Annotated in this window: 18 protein-coding genes and 2 pseudogenes; 11 read left to right on the top strand and 9 right to left on the bottom strand. The window is 64.3% G+C overall.

What is annotated here, in order from left to right:
- Positions 1 to 110: 110 nt before the first annotated feature.
- On the bottom strand, positions 111 to 563 hold the full coding sequence (locus tag ACZ60G_RS16140; RefSeq protein ID WP_465810889.1) for a hypothetical protein: 453 nt from the start codon (positions 561 to 563) through the stop codon (positions 111 to 113).
- A 120-nt stretch (positions 564 to 683) separates the two neighbouring features.
- Between ACZ60G_RS16140 and ACZ60G_RS16135 the strand changes: the two are divergent.
- A pseudogene (locus tag ACZ60G_RS16135) lies at positions 684 to 1019 on the top strand (LysR family transcriptional regulator substrate-binding protein); the annotation flags it as partial.
- A 22-nt stretch (positions 1020 to 1041) separates the two neighbouring features.
- Here the strand turns inward: ACZ60G_RS16135 and ACZ60G_RS16130 are convergent.
- From ACZ60G_RS16130 to ACZ60G_RS16115, 4 genes are all read right to left on the bottom strand, one after another.
- On the bottom strand, positions 1042 to 1743 hold the full coding sequence (locus ACZ60G_RS16130) for a dihydrofolate reductase family protein (protein WP_465810888.1): 702 nt from the start codon (positions 1741 to 1743) through the stop codon (positions 1042 to 1044).
- Positions 1744 to 2091: 348 nt separating this feature from the next.
- Complete coding sequence (locus ACZ60G_RS16125; RefSeq protein ID WP_465810887.1) at positions 2092 to 2676, bottom strand: hypothetical protein; 585 nt, start codon at positions 2674 to 2676, stop codon at positions 2092 to 2094.
- The gene (locus ACZ60G_RS16120) at positions 2664 to 3146 is read right to left on the bottom strand and encodes a hypothetical protein (RefSeq protein ID WP_465810886.1); all 483 of its coding nucleotides are present in this window, start codon (positions 3144 to 3146) and stop codon (positions 2664 to 2666) included. Before ACZ60G_RS16120 ends, ACZ60G_RS16125 begins: the two co-directional genes overlap by 13 nt.
- A gap of 149 nt (positions 3147 to 3295) precedes the next feature.
- Positions 3296 to 3778, bottom strand: a complete 483-nt coding sequence (locus tag ACZ60G_RS16115) for a VOC family protein (RefSeq protein ID WP_465810885.1) — start codon at positions 3776 to 3778, stop codon at positions 3296 to 3298.
- 234 nt (positions 3779 to 4012) lie between these two features.
- On the opposite strand from ACZ60G_RS16115, the gene ACZ60G_RS16110 reads away from it, so the two are divergent.
- From ACZ60G_RS16110 to ACZ60G_RS16080, 7 genes are all read left to right on the top strand, one after another.
- A complete protein-coding gene (locus tag ACZ60G_RS16110; RefSeq protein WP_465810884.1) occupies positions 4013 to 5095 on the top strand; it encodes a sugar ABC transporter substrate-binding protein in 1083 nt (360 codons plus the stop codon).
- Between the two features lie 76 nt (positions 5096 to 5171).
- The gene (locus tag ACZ60G_RS16105) at positions 5172 to 5942 is read left to right on the top strand and encodes an ATP-binding cassette domain-containing protein (RefSeq protein WP_040691774.1); all 771 of its coding nucleotides are present in this window, start codon (positions 5172 to 5174) and stop codon (positions 5940 to 5942) included.
- On the top strand, positions 5939 to 7180 hold the full coding sequence (locus tag ACZ60G_RS16100) for a sugar ABC transporter permease (protein WP_465810883.1): 1242 nt from the start codon (positions 5939 to 5941) through the stop codon (positions 7178 to 7180). Before ACZ60G_RS16105 ends, ACZ60G_RS16100 begins: the two co-directional genes overlap by 4 nt.
- 28 nt (positions 7181 to 7208) lie before the next feature.
- Positions 7209 to 8402, top strand: coding sequence for an ROK family protein (locus ACZ60G_RS16095; RefSeq protein ID WP_465810882.1), 1194 nt, complete (start codon positions 7209 to 7211; stop codon positions 8400 to 8402).
- Between the two features lie 185 nt (positions 8403 to 8587).
- On the top strand, positions 8588 to 9133 hold the full coding sequence (locus ACZ60G_RS16090) for an Rv3235 family protein (protein ID WP_465810881.1): 546 nt from the start codon (positions 8588 to 8590) through the stop codon (positions 9131 to 9133).
- 350 nt (positions 9134 to 9483) lie between these two features.
- Positions 9484 to 10122: a class I SAM-dependent methyltransferase gene (locus ACZ60G_RS16085; protein ID WP_465810880.1), complete on the top strand. Its 639-nt coding sequence runs from the start codon at positions 9484 to 9486 to the stop codon at positions 10120 to 10122.
- A gap of 7 nt (positions 10123 to 10129) precedes the next feature.
- Positions 10130 to 10837 carry a haloacid dehalogenase type II gene (locus ACZ60G_RS16080; protein WP_465810879.1) on the top strand — a complete coding sequence of 236 codons (708 nt, stop codon included), beginning with the start codon at positions 10130 to 10132 and terminating at the stop codon, positions 10835 to 10837.
- 1 nt (position 10838) lies between these two features.
- On the opposite strand, the gene ACZ60G_RS16075 is transcribed toward ACZ60G_RS16080, so the two are convergent.
- Both ACZ60G_RS16075 and ACZ60G_RS16070 read right to left on the bottom strand, forming a co-directional pair.
- Positions 10839 to 11693: a class I SAM-dependent methyltransferase gene (locus ACZ60G_RS16075; RefSeq protein ID WP_465810878.1), complete on the bottom strand. Its 855-nt coding sequence runs from the start codon at positions 11691 to 11693 to the stop codon at positions 10839 to 10841.
- A 32-nt stretch (positions 11694 to 11725) separates the two neighbouring features.
- Complete coding sequence (locus ACZ60G_RS16070; protein WP_465810877.1) at positions 11726 to 12358, bottom strand: TetR/AcrR family transcriptional regulator; 633 nt, start codon at positions 12356 to 12358, stop codon at positions 11726 to 11728.
- Positions 12359 to 12812: 454 nt separating this feature from the next.
- On the opposite strand from ACZ60G_RS16070, the gene ACZ60G_RS16065 reads away from it, so the two are divergent.
- Complete coding sequence (locus ACZ60G_RS16065) at positions 12813 to 14210, top strand: lipase family protein (protein WP_465810876.1); 1398 nt, start codon at positions 12813 to 12815, stop codon at positions 14208 to 14210.
- Between the two features lie 76 nt (positions 14211 to 14286).
- Here the strand turns inward: ACZ60G_RS16065 and ACZ60G_RS16060 are convergent, their stop codons facing one another.
- On the bottom strand, positions 14287 to 14706 hold the full coding sequence (locus tag ACZ60G_RS16060; protein WP_465810875.1) for a nuclear transport factor 2 family protein: 420 nt from the start codon (positions 14704 to 14706) through the stop codon (positions 14287 to 14289).
- A gap of 104 nt (positions 14707 to 14810) precedes the next feature.
- Here ACZ60G_RS16060 and ACZ60G_RS16055 point away from each other — a divergent pair.
- A pseudogene (locus tag ACZ60G_RS16055) lies at positions 14811 to 14945 on the top strand (Ada metal-binding domain-containing protein); the annotation flags it as partial.
- Between the two features lie 78 nt (positions 14946 to 15023).
- Complete coding sequence (locus ACZ60G_RS16050; RefSeq protein WP_465810918.1) at positions 15024 to 15797, top strand: helix-turn-helix domain-containing protein; 774 nt, start codon at positions 15024 to 15026, stop codon at positions 15795 to 15797.
- Between the two features lie 13 nt (positions 15798 to 15810).
- Here the strand turns inward: ACZ60G_RS16050 and ACZ60G_RS16045 are convergent, their stop codons facing one another.
- On the bottom strand, positions 15811 to 16713 hold the full coding sequence (locus ACZ60G_RS16045; protein ID WP_465810874.1) for an aromatic prenyltransferase: 903 nt from the start codon (positions 16711 to 16713) through the stop codon (positions 15811 to 15813).
- Between the last annotated feature and the right edge of the window lie 181 nt (positions 16714 to 16894).

Genomic DNA, 16894 nt, shown 5'->3' with positions numbered 1-16894 from the left:
GACCGGAGGTCCCGACAGGACACCTATCCACCACAACTCCTCAATACCACCCCTTCGAGGATATTGCGCCGGACGAGCCTGGAACGTCCCCGTCCCAGGCCCCGCCCACGTCACGAAGCAGAAATGATCCCGCTGTAAATACCCCAGGTCCGCCCCTTGGACTTGCAACTGAAACTGCCATGGAATCCGGACTCACACCGCGCCCCCGCATGCTCGATATACGCGCCCCACGTGCCATCCCCCGTCTTCACATCCACAAGACCCGGATTACCACCCGGCAAGGTATGCGTCCCCACCGCAAACGTCGGATGCGCAGGCAACCACGACTGATCGATCACCATGTCCCGCACCGGAAGAAGAACCGGCAAGAAGCTGTACTGAACCTGCACCTGACTCGTGAAGTCGCACCCAACAGTGCCATCACCCGCGATCGAGCAGTTCATGTACCCAGACGAGAAATACACCGTATCTCCATCATCGGCCTGCGCCGTCCCCGCAAACAGCACCGGCGCCAACCCCACCACCGCAAACACCCCAACAAGCCGTTTCACGATGTGTCGCATACGAACTCCTCAATAGTGTTGATAGTGCGGAAACCGAACCGACCTGTCTGTCGACCCCACCCGGATATTCGTTTCAACAATCACCCACAGACCGGATGCCGCTGGGTTTTCGGCCTGCGCGAGATGCGCCACCGCCATCCCGACGCCGAGGTACGCGCAGTGCACGTGTCGGTGACCGACGTTCCAGCCGCGTTGCTCGATCACCGTGTGGACGCACTGGTTTCGCGCCTGCTCTTCTCCACCGAGGGCCTGCACGTCACCGTGCTCTACGACGAACCGCGCGTGGTGCTCATGCCGGTGGACCATCGGTTGGCCGACAAGGAATACGTCACGCTCGACGACATCGCCGATGAACCCGTGCCCCGATTACGGCAGTCGAACCCGGACTGGAGTGCCTATTGGCGCATCGATCCCCGCCCCGACGGCCGCCCAGCGCCCGACGGTCCGATCATCGACGGACGGCCACACCCTCAGCCGCCTACATCTGGCCGTAGCGAACCGGGCCGGCTGGTTCGTAGGTGCCGAGGACGATGCCGAGATCGGTCACGGTGAGCTCGACAGGGCGCATCGTCGCCGGGAGGATGCCGTCGTTGAACAAGCGGCGACCGCCGCCGAGCACCAGCGGAAACGTCATCAGGCGGAAGCGGTCGACGAGCTCGTGCCGCAACAGCGTCTGGAGCAGTTTGCCGCTTCCCCATATCTGCAACTCGTCGCCGGGTTCGTCCTTCAGCGCTCGCACCGCCGCGACGACGTCACCCGTCAGGAGGCGAGCGGTGTCAGGGTGCTCGCCGCGCCACGTGGCATCGGCCTTGCTGAGCGAGTCGGACACGACGTACTTGGGCAGCGAGTTGATCGCCGTGGCAATGGGGTTGCCGGGTTCGGTCTGATCGGGCCAGTAGCCGCGGAAGATGTCGAACGTTCTGCGACCGAACAGGAACGCGCTGGCGTGGCCGTTGAGCTCGGTGACGAACTCGCCTACGGCCTGGTCCGGGAACGGGGCCTGCCAACCGCCGTGGGTGAACGCGTCGCTGGGATCTTCCTCAGGCCCGCCGGGGGCCTGCATCACGCCGTCGAGGGTCAGGAATGTCTGAACGGTGAGCTTCATGTGACTGTAGACGGCGCGACGCACAGATTCTGAGCGGTCGCACGTCGAATCGCCGCCGACCGAGTCGGCGCGCACCCCCTCGTGCCGGTGACGACGACCCGGTCGACGTGACCGTCGACTCACCAGTGCCCGCCGTCCTCACCCACCGGGCACACGTCCTGACCGGTCCGGCGCGGGCACACGGTCCTACGACCGGCCTCGTCTGCGTCACCTGCTGACGCGAAATCATCGCCACTTACCGCTGCGAATTACAGCTAGGACGCCGCTGCCGGTACAGCAGGTGGCCAATCAGGTGTCTTCGGCCTCGGCGGCCCGCCTTCAGTGCGCGGATGTCCTCAACGATGAACGACGCATCTTGGGAAATGATCGGGGCGGAGCTGCGAAAAGGCTTGGGCCCTGTTGTGGTGGGCTCCGATGGAGCGTTCAGCGATTCCCGGCCCGATTTTGCTCGACCGCGGCCACGAAATCCGGGTGCGCGGAAACGATCAGCTGGTCCGCTGTTTCGTTCATCCAGACATCGGCGAAATATCGGGAGCGACTCCAGGACAGCATCGCCACCAGCAACGCGATCGGCATGCATCCGGGCACGAACACGAAAGCCAAAGGTAGATAGAGCGGTTCGAGTTCGAGCGCCCGTGCGATGAGGGCGGCCGCGATTGTCAGTGGTATCGCCAGCAGTGCCAGCAGCGCGATTCGACGGAAGCGCCGGACCTCGTGGAGACAGAACTCGCAGGCCGGGCAGTCGAAGCGGACGCGCGCCAGGACGGGGTCCCGCCGCCCGGGTTTCATGGAGCGCAACATGGCCCGCGGTGTCGGCAGCTCCGATAGTGGGCCACTGGAATTGACTGTGACGGAACGGGTCTCACTGGCGGTGATACCGTGCTCGCTGCACAACCCCGGCATCGGCTCGGTGAGAACGAGCTCCGTCGGTGCCGTCGCGAGAGTCGGCGTCCAATCCAGGTTGATCTCGGTGTCGAAGACCACCCGCGCCCGGGTCACTGCAGCCATCCGCGCTGCTGGCGGTCCCGGAAGTATTCGTCGTCCTCGTCGTCGTCATCAGTCGGGGTTACGACGCGCTCGCGGTTGGGCTTGCGGGTGCCCGGGATGACGGCGTTCCCGGTGGGCGCCGGCCGATCCGCGGGAGGGGGCATCGGCCGGTCCGACGGCCGCTGGTCCTCTAGTGGTTCAGACCGGAGTCGCACCAACTCGGCTTCGCCCTGGGCGGCCAGCCGTTGCCGTTCCTCCTCCGGCATGTCCGCGAACTGCTGCATGGCGGCGGGCAACGTGCGATCGAGCACCCGATTGAATGCCTCGCTGTGCATCAATTCGCGTGCGCTGCCCTTGCCTTCGAGGACACCGCGCAGCTGCTCCTTCAATTGCGGATCGGTGGCGGTATCCATCAGCACCCGAATCGCCCGGGACAGTTGGCGCGAGGCCCCGAGATCGCCGTGGGCCAGATCATGAATCGGCTCGGGCACCTTCCTTCGTGCTGAAGAGGCGGGACGCGTCTGGCTGACTCCTCTCGGCGGCGACCCCGAAGGTTGATCGGCGCCGTGTGGGAGAGCGAACTCGACCAACCGACCGCGTGCCGTGCACTCGCTGGGAGAGTCAAGGGCGCCAAGCGGATTCATGACTTGTCGTTGAGCCGCGGTTGCTCGTAGCCGATCGGTGTGCCGTCCGGCCCGAACTCCAGCCCGGCGAAACCGGTTGGGTAGGTGTCGGGTTCGTACAGGAACCGGATCACCGTGCCGTCAGGGTCGCTGATATCGAGGGCGGCGCCGTATGGCCCGCGATCGTGGATCTCGCCGTGGGGTGCCCCCAGTTCCTCGGCGCGCTTGATCAATTCGGTGAAGGTCTCGAGGGAGTCGACTTTGAGGGCAAAGGCGTCGAAGTCGTTGAGGTGGGGGTGACTCGCGCAGTAGGCGCGTTCGCGGAGGCCGATGTGGAGATCGGCGTTGGGTTCGAGGAGGACTACGCCACGGACGGCGTCTTCCTCGTAGAACTCGAAGACGGGTTCGAGGTCCAGGAGTTGGCGGTACCAGGCGACGCTCTTGGCGAGGTTGCTGACGGGGAGCTTTACCTGGCGGATCTTGTTGATTCCGAGCGGCATCGGCGGGGTCCTCTGCGTCGACGGCGGTTGGGGTAACGCTACTCGGTGGGGCGATGCGTGGGCCGTCGATCGGGGCCGCGTCTCACTGTGGCCGGATTGTTATCGCGAACAACAAATATCTTTGCGAAACGGCTGTGCTTCGGGTCACAGTGCAATATGTTGTGTCGAACAACATTCGCTCTTGCTCGACTGCCCGGTCTGATCGGGCGGTGGTTCGACGAAAGGCTCGCCCTCATGCGTAAGGGGATCCTCGGCATTGCGGCCGTATCGGTCGCGCTTCTCACCTCGCTCACTGCCTGCGGGGACGACAACAAGGACTCCGGGGGTGGGGGTGCCAAGATCGGGGTGATCCTCCCGGACAGCAAGACATCCGCGCGGTGGGAGACGGCGGATCGGAAGTATCTGCAGGCGGCGTTCGACGCGGCGGGGATCAAGGCGGACATCCAGAACGCGCAGGGGGATAAGAACGCCTTCCAGACCATCGCGGATCAGATGATCACCAATGGCGCCTCGGTGCTGATGATCACCAACCTCGACAGCGGGACCGGCAAGGCCGTGATCCAGAAGGCGAAGTCGCAGGGCGTGACCGTAATCGATTACGACAGACTGACTCTCGGCGGCGGGGCACCGTTCTATGTGTCGTTCGACAATGTGAAGGTCGGCAAGTTGATGGGGGACGGGCTGTCCAAGTGCCTCACCGATAAGAAGGCGGTCAATCCGATCGTCGCGTATCTGAATGGTGGTCCCACCGACAACAACGCGACGCTGTTCAAGAATGGCTACGACAGCGTGCTGAAGCCGAAGTTCGATTCCGGTGAGTATGCGAAGGGGCCGGATCAGGCGGTGCCGGAGTGGGATAACACCAAGGCGGGCACCATTTTCGAGCAGATGCTCACCGGCACGCCGAATCTCGGTGGTGTGGTCGCGGCCAACGACGGGCTCGGTAATGCCGCGATCGCGGTGCTGAAGAAGCAGAAGCTGAACGGCCAGATCCCGGTGACCGGCCAGGATGCCACGGTCCAGGGCCTGCAGAACGTGCTCGCGGGCGATCAGTGCATGACCGTCTACAAGGCCATCAAGTTGGAGGCCGATGCCGGCGCGAAGTTGGCGATCGCACTCGCGAAGGGGGAGAAGGGCGAGGCCAGCAGCACCGTCGACGATCCCGAGGCGAAGGCGAAAGTGCCCGCGGTGCTGCTGGAACCGAAGGCGATCTTCAAGGAGAACGTGAACGACGTCGTCGCGGACGGCTATGTCACCAAGGCCGAGCTGTGCACCGGCGAATTCGCCAAGCTCTGCGCGGATAACGGGGTCCGCTGATCGTATTACCACGCCCCTTCCGCGATTTCGATGAGGGGATCGCGGAAGGGGCGCCCCAACTCGAGGAGCTGCACCCATGCCGGATACCCCGGTCATCGAATTACGCGGGATAGAAAAGAGTTTCGGTCCCGTCCATGTCCTGCACGAGGTCGCGTTCTCCGCGTACTCGGGTGAGGTGACGGCGCTGGTCGGCGATAACGGCGCGGGCAAGTCCACCTTGGTCAAGTGCATCGGCGGCACACATCCGATCGATTCGGGTGAATTCCTGTTCGAGGGTAAACCGGTGCGTGTGCATAGTCCGCGGGACGCCGCCGACCTCGGGATCGAGATTGTGTACCAGGATCTCGCGCTCTGCGACAACCTCGACATCGTGCAGAACATGTTCCTCGGCCGCGAGAAGAAGCACGGCCTGGTTCTCGACGAGTACGGGATGGAGGAGCTGGCCGGAAAGACCTTGGCGGGCTTATCGGTTCGGACGGTGAAGTCGGTGCGACAGCAGGTGGCCAGCCTGTCCGGTGGTCAGCGCCAGACGGTCGCGATCGCGAAAGCCGTGCTGTGGAACAGCAAAGTGGTGATCCTCGACGAGCCGACGGCCGCGCTGGGTGTCGCTCAGACCCAGCAGGTGCTCGAGCTGGTTCGCCGACTCGCCGACAAAGGCCTTGCGGTGGTGTTGATTTCGCACAATATGAACGACGTTTTCGCGGTCTCGGATCGGATCGCCGCGCTGTATCTCGGCCGGATGGCGGCCCAGGTGCGCACCGCCGACGTGACGCACGCGCAGGTCGTCGAACTGATCACCGCCGGTCGCAGCGGAAGTCTCGGCCTCGGAAATGGAGCAAGCGTATGAGCGCCGTGGTTACGGATAAGTTCGAGGCCACGTCCTCGCCGGTGGCCGAGCTGGTCAACTCGTATGTCGGGCGGGTGCGCAGCGGGAATATGGGTGCGCTGCCGTCGATTATCGCCCTGGCCGTGCTGTCGGTGGTGTTCTGGATCGCGCGACCGGTGTTCATGACGCAGGGCAATTTCGCGAATCTCCTGACCCAGGGCGCGGCCATCGCGGTAATCGCCATGGGACTGATCTTCGTATTGTTGCTCGGTGAGATCGATCTGTCGGCCGGATTCGCCAGTGGCGTGTGTGCGGCGGTGCTCGCGGTATTGCTCACCGACAAGGGATGGCCTTGGTACGCAGCGGTTCTCGTCTCGCTGCTCACCGGCGTCGCGATCGGATCGACCATCGGCGCGATCGTGGTGAAGATCGGAATTCCTTCGTTCGTGGTGACATTGGCGGCATTCCTGGCATTGCAGGGTGTCGCGCTGAAGATCATGGACAACGGGCGCAATATCTCGATCCACGATGAGACGATCGTCGCGATCGCCAATAAGAATGTGGCGCCTTGGCTCGGCTGGGTCATGTACGTGGTGCTGCTTGCCGGATTCGCGTTGATCCAATACCGAAAACTGCGGGCGCGCACCAAACTCGGTCTCACCGGTGAAACCGCGCCGGTGATCGCGCTGCGGATCGCGGCGGTCGCCGTGGTGGCAGGTGCGGCGGTGCTGATCCTCAATGACGAACGCAGCCGCAACCCGGCGATCAACTCGCTCAAAGGCATGCCGATCGTGGTGCCGTTGATCGTTGCGCTGCTACTGCTTTGGACGTTCGTGCTCAACCGCACCTCGTTCGGCCGACACATCTACGCGGTGGGCGGCAGTGCGGAAGCGGCTCGGCGAGCGGGCATTCCGGTCGATCGGATCAAGATCTGTGCCTTCGTGCTGTGTTCGACGATGGCCGCGGTGGGCGGGCTGATCGCGGCATCGCGGGCCAACTCTGTCGATCCGAATACCGGCGGCAGCGATGTGTTGCTGACCGCTGTCGGAGCGGCCGTGATCGGCGGTACGAGTCTGTTCGGCGGGCGCGGTCGGATGCTCGACGCGGTACTCGGTGCGGCGGTGGTCGCGGTGATCAATAACGGAATGGGCCTGATGGGCTACAGCGCGGGCACCAAGTTCGTTGTGACAGGATTCGTGCTGCTGCTGGCAGCGGGAGTGGATGCGCTCTCGCGCAAGCGTGCGTTGCCAGGAAGTTGACCGACTGACCGGGAGGAGGTTCGCCCGAATGAGAGCTGCACCTTCCCCGGACGAGATCCGGCGGCAGAACCTTGCCGTGCTGCTGCGGCATGTCCACTCGAGCGGACCCATGTCCCGGACGGCGCTCGCCGAGCGAATGGGGCTCAATCGCAGCACCATTCTGGCGCTGACCGCCGACCTCGCCGCCGCCGGTCTGGTCAGCGAAGAGCTGCCGCCGCAGACGGGGAAGGCGGGGCGGCCATCGCTGGTGGTTCGCCCCGAATCGGAGCGGGTCTACGGGTTGGCGCTGGATGTCGGTGCGGACCGGCTCGCGGTGGCTCGGGTCGGCTTGGGCGGGGTGGTTCTCGATCGGCGGGAAACACGCCGCCCCGGCGGGACATTCGATCCGAATGATGTGATCGGTGCGCTGGTGGACCTCGCGGAGAACATGATGCGCGGCTCCGGGCCCGAAACGGTGTGTGTGGGTGTGGGAGTCGCGTTCTGTGGAATGGTGCGTGAGGAGGACGGGGTCGTTCGGTACGGGCCGAATATCGGGTGGGTGGATGTGCCGGTCGGGGCGCTGCTTTCGGAGCGACTCGGGTTGCGCGTGGTGGTCGGTAACAATGCCAACCTCGGTGCGCTTGCCGAACGGGAGCGTGGTGTCGGCGTCGGGGTTGCGGACATGATCTATCTGCACGGTGAGGTCGGTATCGGGGGCGGAATCATCATGGGCGGCAAGCTGCTCGGTGGTGAGGGCGGTTATGGCGGCGAGGTCGGGCACATGATCGTCAATCCCGGTGGGCGGGCCTGTACGTGTGGGTCGCATGGCTGTTTGGAAGCCGAAGCGGGCGAGCTCGCGTTGATCGCGGCTGCCGGGCGAGCGGATCTCACCGGGCGGGCGGCGGTGGAGGCGATCGTGGACGCGGCCGCGCGCGGCGATGCCACTGCCCGAGATGCGTTGCACCAGGTAGGGGATTGGCTCGGGTACGGCGTTGCCAACCTGGTCAATATCTTCAATCCGACGATGGTCGTGTTCGGGGGCGTGCTCCGTGAGATCTACCTCGCCTCCGCCGCTCAGGTCCGCAGCAGGCTCGCGGTGAACGGCCTGCTCGCGGTACGTGAGCGGGTTCGCTTGCGCACCTCCGCACTTGCCGACGATGCGCCCTTGGTCGGTGCCGCCGAACTGGCCTTCGCCGACGTCCTGACCGACCCGCTGCAAACTCTGGCCCGCATCTCCGGCTGACCCGCATCAAGATCAGGTGGAATCTGTGCAGGCATCGGTCGAGAAGCCTCATCCACCAGTGCCACCTGATCTTGATTGTTGACGGCAGAGCGGTCGCTTGGGTGGTTTACCTGCGGGGATATTCGTGGAATGCTGTCGCGGTCCGAGCTCGGGGGTAGTAGTTCGAACTCATTTGGGGGTGCTTCATGGAGAGACATCCGTCGGGGCTTTCGTATGCGCCGAGGACCGAGCCGCCGTTGTTGCCGTACCGTCCGGCCGGGAGCCGCGCGGAATTCGAGGATCCGCCGCGTGCGTCGCCGTGCCGTACGCCGTTACCGCGGAATGATCAGACCGGACGATCCGGGCCGCCGGGTGTGCGGCGGGCGCTCAGTGCCGGGCATGCCGAGTTGCCGCCGGTCGCCGAATTGGATTCGACGGCACAGCAATTCGTCGAGCGTGCCCTGCGACTGGCGCTCGAGATACTCGACCACCGCCGCCCCGTCGCCCAACTCACCACCATGGCTACGCCCGCGGTGGTCTCCGCGGTACGGACCATAGTCCGAGCCGACCTCGCACCCGGCCGCACACTCGGCGTAGCGGTGCTCTACCGCGCGGGCCTCATGATGGTCGACGCCTCGACCGCGGAGGTCTTCGCCACCTACGACCGCGGCCGCCAACACTTCGCCATCGCCGCCCGCATCGCCCGCACCCGCTCAACGGACTGGCGGCTCACCGCTTTCCGGGTGCGGTAAATCTGATGCACGGTCGCCACGGTGCGAGCCGTGGCGGCCGTCGGCTTCTGCGTGCGGCGAAGCCGACGCGCGGCCCCGGTAGTCGGCGCGTGCGGACGGTTGCTCCACAGCAGACCCCTGCGGATGCCTGGTCTGTCTGTGCTGTACGCACCGTGGAGACTGCGCAGTGCTGGTACTGGCTGGCGCTCACCGTCTTCCGGGTGCGGCAAATCCCGACGCCCGCTCAGGTGGTTGCCACGGTGCAGACTTCAGTTTGCACCGTGTCGTTCGCCTGCGGGTGTCCCCGCGGTCTTCCAGGGACGGCCAGTCCACGGCGGGCGCGGGTTGCGGGGCGGAACTACGCTGGCTGGATGATCGGCACGCGGCGCAGTTATGACCTGGTGGCCGAGCGTTATGCCGATGAGCTCGGGGATGAGTTGCGGGGGAAGCCGTTGGATCGGGGGATGCTGGAGGTGTTCGCCGAACTCACCGCCGGGGGTGTGGTCGCGGATATTGGTTGTGGGCCTGGGCATGTGGCTGCTTATCTTGCGGGGCGGGGAGTGCGGGCTATCGCGATGGATCTTTCGCCTGCGATGTGTGGGGTGGCGCGGCGGACTACTTCGGTGGCGGTTGGGGTGGCCGATATGACTGCGCTGCCGGTGCGGGCGGCATCGTTGGCGGGGGTGGTTTGCCTGTACGCGGTGATCCATTTGGATGAGCAGCAGCGGGCGGCGGCCTATGCGGAGTTCGCGCGGGTGTTGCGGCCGGGTGGGCACGCGCTCATCGCGTTTCACACCAGCGATGCGGACTTTCCGGATGGTGGGGCCAAGACGCTCACCGATTGGTGGGGCCAGCAGGTTGACCTCACCTTTCGTTACCTGGATCCGGACGCTGAATCCGAAGCCTTGGCGACAGCTGGTCTGGTTCCTGAGGCGCGCTTGGACCGTGAACCGCATCCGGATACCGAGCATCCGAGCCGACGCAGCTATCTGCTGGTCCAGCGCGTGTAGGGGAAAGGTGCGAATTGTGTTGCGAGCATTGCTTTTCGATGTGCAGGGTACGGCGACGGATTTTCATTCGACCGTCTGCGCGGAAGCACGACGCATCGGTGGTGCCCGATACCGCCACATCGATTGGCCCGGTTTCGTAGACCATTGGCGCGCCGAGTACTTCGCCGCGCTGCGGAAGGCGGAGCCCGATCGAGACAAGTGGGTCACCGTGCATTCGGTATACGCCAACGCACTGGACGGCCTACTGGGTGACTACGGCATCGACCTATCGCCCGACCAACGCGCCGATCTCACCCTCGCCTGGCAACGACTCGAACCGTGGCCCGATGTCGTCACCGGATTGACCAGGCTCGCAAGCAAATTCACGACCGCGACCTTGTCGAATGCGGATGTCGCCGCCGTGGTGAACATCTCGAAGCGCGCCGCGCTGCCGTGGGATGCGGTGTTCACCGCCGAGATGGCGGGTGCGTTCAAGCCCGACCCCACGGTGTATCGCATGGCCGCACGGTATCTGGGGCTGGAGCCGTCCGAGATCATGATGGTCGCCAGCCACAAATACGACATTCAGGCCGCGGGCGCACTGGGCTTCCGTACGGCCTTCGTCGCACGGCCGCTCGAGTTCGGCGCTGATGGTGACGTGGATGTGTCCTTCGATGACGATTTCGACGTCAACGCCACCGACTTCCTCGATCTCGCAGACCAACTCGGCTGCTGACCTACCCGGTTCGCATGGCACACAGCACATGTGGCGGAGCGGTGGAACCCTGTCGCGGTTCGATACCGAGGTAACCGGCGACGAGATGCGGTGCGTCGCGATCGTCGATTCGGTCGAATCCCGCCTCCCGCAAGACATTTGCGATCTCATCGGCGGTAAAGAAGCTGAGCCATGGCTCGCCGATGGACGCCACCAAGTCGGCTCGCGCGATGCGCTGATCCATCTCCTCACCCATGGAAGCCGAAGCGGGATAGAGATAATCGAAGACCAACCGCACCGGTGTCGCCTGACTCGCGACGAACCGTAGCGTGTCCTGGATCGTATCCCGAGTCAGATACATGATGACACCGAGCCACACGAAAACGGCCGGACGACTCCGATCGAATCCGGCGGCAGCCAATCCTGCTGCGAGCGTTTGGCTTTCGAAGTCGACCGGCGCGAAGGTCAGCGACGATGGAAGTTCGATCCTCGCCGCATCGAGCCGCAGTCGCTTCCACTCCTGGGTATCGGGATGATCGACCTCGAACACCCGCACATCCGGATGCGGGTTGCGATAGGCGAAGGTGTCCAGTCCGGCACCGAGGATCACCACCTGCCGGGTGCCCGCCGCCACCGCGTCGGCAACGGTGTCCTCGGCGAAGCGCGCACGGGCGGCCAGGAACAGGCGACGTCGGCGGCGCATGTCGGAGTCGTCCTGAAACGTCGCGGTCTCCAGGTCGGCCAGTTGACCGGGAGTGATTCCCGCGATCCGAACGGCCAGCGGATCGGTGAAGATGCGCGGCTCACTCGCGATCTGGTGGTAGGCGCGAGCGTAGGCCGTGGCGAGCGCGGTGCGACTTGGCTGACCGAGTTGCATACGCCGAACTTACGTGGGCGCTGCCCGTCGCGCTATTCCTCGGTGATGATCAGCGAGGTGGCGATGGGGGCGAGCACCTCGACCAGTTGCGTGATCGGCGGGCGCGGGTCGGCCAGAATCCATTCGTGCGCGACGCCGTTGATCGCGCCGATGAGTGCGCTTGCCGCCCAGGTGATTCCGCCACGGACGCGGATATCCGGGCCGGCGATCGAGATGAGCAGCGCCTCGATTGCCCCCGCCCAGGCGTGGCGGCGCTCACGGCGGTGCTTCTCCATGCGTTCGCTGACCCCGACCACTTCGACGAAGGCGACCTTGGCCCGGTAGGGATCGGAGCTGATCGAACCGATGAACGCGGTCAGCACCGCGGTAAGCCCGGCCGCGATATCCGTATCCGGACCCAACGTCGCGACGGCCTGTCCGACGACCGCGGCGGACTGGTCCTGGATGTAGTCGTAGGACGCGATGAGCACGTCTTCCCTGGTCTGGAACTCCTCGTAGAACTGCCGCTTGGACAGCCCGGCCGCGGTGCACACATCGGCCAGCGAGCAGTCCGCATAGCCGCGCTCGGCGAAGGTCCGGATGGCGGCGTCCAGGAACCGCTGCCGTCGCTCGGCCTTCCGCTCGCTCACCGCGCGCCCGCCGTACTGCCTGTGCACGATGGTCACAGCTCCGCCTCGCTGGCGCTCGGCTCCGCTGCGACCAAGGGTGCGGTGTCTTTGGTTCCCTCGCTGTGCTCGGTCACAAGCACCACGGTATCCGAGCAGCCGCGCGGACTGCTCGGTGTGCTGTGACGGCTCGGGTCAGCCCAGGATGAAGGATCTGCCCAGCGCATCCTGTGCGCCATAGAAGAGCATGAAGACGTAATACAGAACCGTCGAGACCGGTTCATTGAGCACGTGCATGTTTCCTCGGAGCTTCCCCAGCAAGCTATCCGGCACCAACCGGCCGGTTCGGTGAACCGAAAGTTACGGCATATTCCGCCGCTCGGCACATCGAGTCGGCGAATCGGGTCTATTTCTGCCCAAGACTGCGGCCGTTGTTGCGATGCACATCACGTCTGTGTCATAGTCGCCAACATGTGAGACGGAGTGGTCTCACAGTAGGCGAAGGGGCTGGAAATTGATCAATCCGCTGGCGGGTCGGGCCCGGCGAATCATGTTCTCGGCCGGAGTCACGGCCATCGCACTGCTCGCGACGACTGCGGTCACGGTCGCCGAGCCGCCGGAGGGTCCGGCGGCGGTGCAACCCGCGCCACCGGTTCCGCTGCCGCCCGAATTGGATCCGGGTTTCTACCATCCGGCCGCAGAACTCGTAGCGAGCAAGGCACCCGGCGAGATCATCTCGGCGCGACAGGTCGATGTCGCCAACTTCGGGTTGATTCCGGTGAATGTCGATGCGTGGCAGGTCTCCTACCGCTCGAACAACAGTCGGGACGAGGCGATTCCAGCGGTCGCGACGGTCGTGAAGCCACGCGGCTCGGCACCGGACAAGCTCGTATCGATGCAGATCGCCGAGGATTCGTTGGCCGGGTACTGTGCGCCTTCCTATGCGCTGCAACAGTTTTCGATCAGTCCGTTCGTCGGGCAGGTCGTCGCTCCCGCGGAATGGGTGATCGCTCAGGGTGCGGTGCAGCAGGGCTGGGCGGTTGTCATTCCTGATCATCAGGGACCGAACAACGCCTATGCGGCCGGACCGCTGGCCGGGCGGATCACCCTCGACGGCATCCGCGCGGCGCGCAATCTCGAGCCGATGCGGCTCGCGCCGGATACCCGGATCGGCATGTACGGCTATTCGGGTGGGGCCATTGCTACCGGTCACGCAGCCGAATTGAAGCAGGGCTACGCACCCGAGCTCAATATCGTCGGTGCGGCCGAGGGCGGTGTGCCCGCCGATCTCGGGGTGACGCTGAATGTCGCGAACAACCAGCTCACCTCCGGTCTGGTCCTGGGCGCAATCAACGGGCTCGCCCGCGAGTATCCGGATTTCGCCCGATTCATCGACGGGAATATCGATCTGCTCGGCCGGGCGGTATCGACCGTCCAGGGCGGGTTGTGTGTGCAGTATGTATCCGCGCTGCTGCCGTTCCTGAACCTGAAGGGCATGCTCCGGGTGCCCGGCGATCCGATCCAGCACCCGGCGGTCGTCGATGTGCTCGACAAGACCCGCATGGGTAAGTCGGTACCCGATATGCCGATGTACATCTGGCAGGGCAATCCGGATGAAATCATTCCGGTGGGTCAGGTCAACACGCTGGTCGATAGCTACTGCCAAAACCCTTCCGCAAGTGTGCAATACACCCGCGAGCACTTTGCGGAGCATGTTGTCACCGAGGTGTCGGGCACTGCACCCGCCCTCCTGTGGCTGCGTGATCGGCTCAATGGTGTTCCGGCGCAACAGGGTTGCAGCACCGCCGATGTGGGCTGGTTGGCCTTGGATCCGAACGGAATCGAACTGTTGAAGTCGACCTTCGGCGAGACCTTCGCCTCATTCTTCGGTAAGCCCATCGGTGTGAAGTGAGCTAGGCCCTCCGGCCGGATCCGGGCCGGAGGCTCAATCGTCCAGGTTGCCGATGATCGGGCCGAAGTCGTCGCCGTCAGTCGGCGCTGAACATTTCCGCTGCGCGACGGGTGTCCATGTACTCGCGCACACGGTAGATCAGACCGTCGCGCAGTTCGAAGATGAAGCAGTAGTCGTTGTCGTAGTGGTTGCCGTTCATCAATGTCGCCCGCATCCGCTCCTCGACTACGACCGTCGCGCCCTCGGCGATGACGGCGGTGAACTCCACGCTTCGATCGGAAACGAACACGGTGGGAAACTCCCTGGCGAGGAAGCGCACAATGCGATCACGGCCGACCAGGTGATTGCTGCCGTCGAGGGCGCGGGCGGTGGCGTTCTGCGGCGGTGCGAGCCATTCGGCATCCGGGGTGAATACCTCGGCAATGCGGTCGGGGTCCTGGGTCGCGAATTCGCGCCAGGCTCGGATGATCACATCTTTGCTCGTCTGTGCGTCCATTCGGCCAATCCTGGGTGGGCCGCGGCCGCCGACCACGCCATATCCGGACAGACCGTGTCCGGATATGGCTGGTCGGTGCGCGACGCGGAGCGCAGACTCGGGGGATGGGATCGTTCGAAGGCGTCGTCACGACCGGCATCTACTGCTTGCCGCCGTGTCCCGGACGCCCCCGGGCGGAGAATGTCGTCCCCTTCACCTCGGCTGCGGGTGCTGAGGCGGCAGGGTTTCGGGCGTGCCACCGCTGTCGGCCCTATCGGAGTGATCGAAAGCCCACGAGCGCATCCGAATTGGTCTGTCGCGCTATCGATCTCATTGCCGTGGGTGCACTGGACGAGGGCAATGAGGCGGAACTCGCCGCGCGGCTTGCGGTGTCCGAACGTCACTTGCGGCGAATGTTCCACGAGCAGGTCGGTGCGACGCCGGATCAGCTGGCCCGTTCGCGGCGTGCGCATTTCGCGCGACGGCTACTGGACGATACCGATCTGTCGGTCACCGATATCGCCTTCGCCGCCGGATTCGGGAGCCTGCGTCAATTCAATCGGGTGATGGCCGCGATATTTCGCGCAACGCCTGTCGAGTTGCGCAAACGTCGGCGGCGTGCGGATCGGCTTGTCGTGGATGGCGGTCTCGCGCTGCGGGTAGCGGTGGCCGAGGGGACGAACATCGAGCGGCGATTGGCACAGCTGGCGCGCACCGCGATCGCTGGTGTCGAGAGCGCCGCACCGACCCGCTACCGGCGCACGATCGACATGGACGGCGATCCGGGTGTCATCGAAATATCCTCAGCCGCAACAGATGCCGCGCTACTCGTGGTGCATGTGCCGCATATCGAGGGCCTGATCCATCTGGTGTCCAGGGTGCAACGGCTGCTCGCGGGGGAGCCGTGGGACCCCTTCGAGGACGACATCCGCGGTGTCGTGCCGGACAGCGATGTTCTCGACGATCTCGTCACGGCCTATGGCAAACCCGTCGGCGGCCTGGAGCAGTTCGGCCTTTCCTATCTCTTCCCGACCCCGACGATGCTCACCGCTGACCTGAGCGGTCTCGATGCTGTTGGTGCACAAGCGATCCCGACCGCGTTCGTGCACTAACACTCCAGGCAGTTTATGAATCGGATGTCTTCATCTTGTCCAGTATTCTGGGTTGCCATTGGTAAAACCAACTGAATTTGTAGGATTCTCCCTGGGGCGACGAGGTCGCGGCGTAGGTGAAGCGACGGTCGTTTGTGCTGATCGGAACTTTGTCGACGAGTTGCTCGAAGCGCGGTTCGATCTGGACTGGGAGTGTTCTCGGGTCCGGTGTTATCACAGGGAAACAGAGGCGCTCGATCCGGGGAGACTCCCAGCTGAAGGTGGCGTATATATCGAATGCTTTCTCGGTGAGCGAGAGGAATTGATCACTCGGGTCCGGAAATCCGGCATCTCGGTGCAGCGACACGATGGCGCCGGGTTCGAAGCAGTCGGCAGGCAGACCGGGGAAATACACGTTCATCGTCTTGTCGTGGTAGTCGATGCCGAGCAAGCCGACTTTGTCCTCCAAGCCGTGACGTGCGAACATGCGGACGTGTTCGCCGAGACCAGGCGGCATGGACGGGAGTGCGGCGAGCTCCGATACCTTTTGCACGCCATCGGCAGGAAAGAACGGCCAGACTTTCTTGAAGCCGCCGACTACACCGATGTCGATCCCGTAACTGTCGATGGGGCACTGTTTCCGGACCTGGTCCAGCAGAGCGCCAACCGGATGATCGGTCTCGGGAATCAGTTTGTTGGCAAGGGCGATGTTGTAAGGGTCGGTGTCTCTCGGCAGCGTCAGAAAACGGTAGTCGAGGTCTCCCGAGCGGCGGGCGTCGGTGACCACTCTGAAAGAGATCACGGACTGTGTGAGCATCGTGCCGTATGCGGTCAGGTTGGGCCAGACAGTGTCTCGCGTGCAAGGGACGTTCCACAACCGCGCGGATTTCTCGATGGCCGCATAGAGATCGTCCAGCTCGGATTCTGTGGTGGGCATGCGTCCTTCCAAAGATGAGTGCTACGAACAACATCGCTATCTCGCCAACCCTCAGCTGGCGAGACAGCAAGTTTAGCCGCCTTCCATGCACCGGGGATGTCGCCGAAGGTGGGGAGGGTGGCCCAGGCTCAGTTGTCTCGCGTTCACCACGCAATCCACGGTAAGGACTGGACTCGTTGCA

This window comes from Nocardia sp. NPDC102475 (genome assembly GCF_055584605.1).
This window is presented reverse-complemented; position numbering and strand designations above follow the sequence as displayed.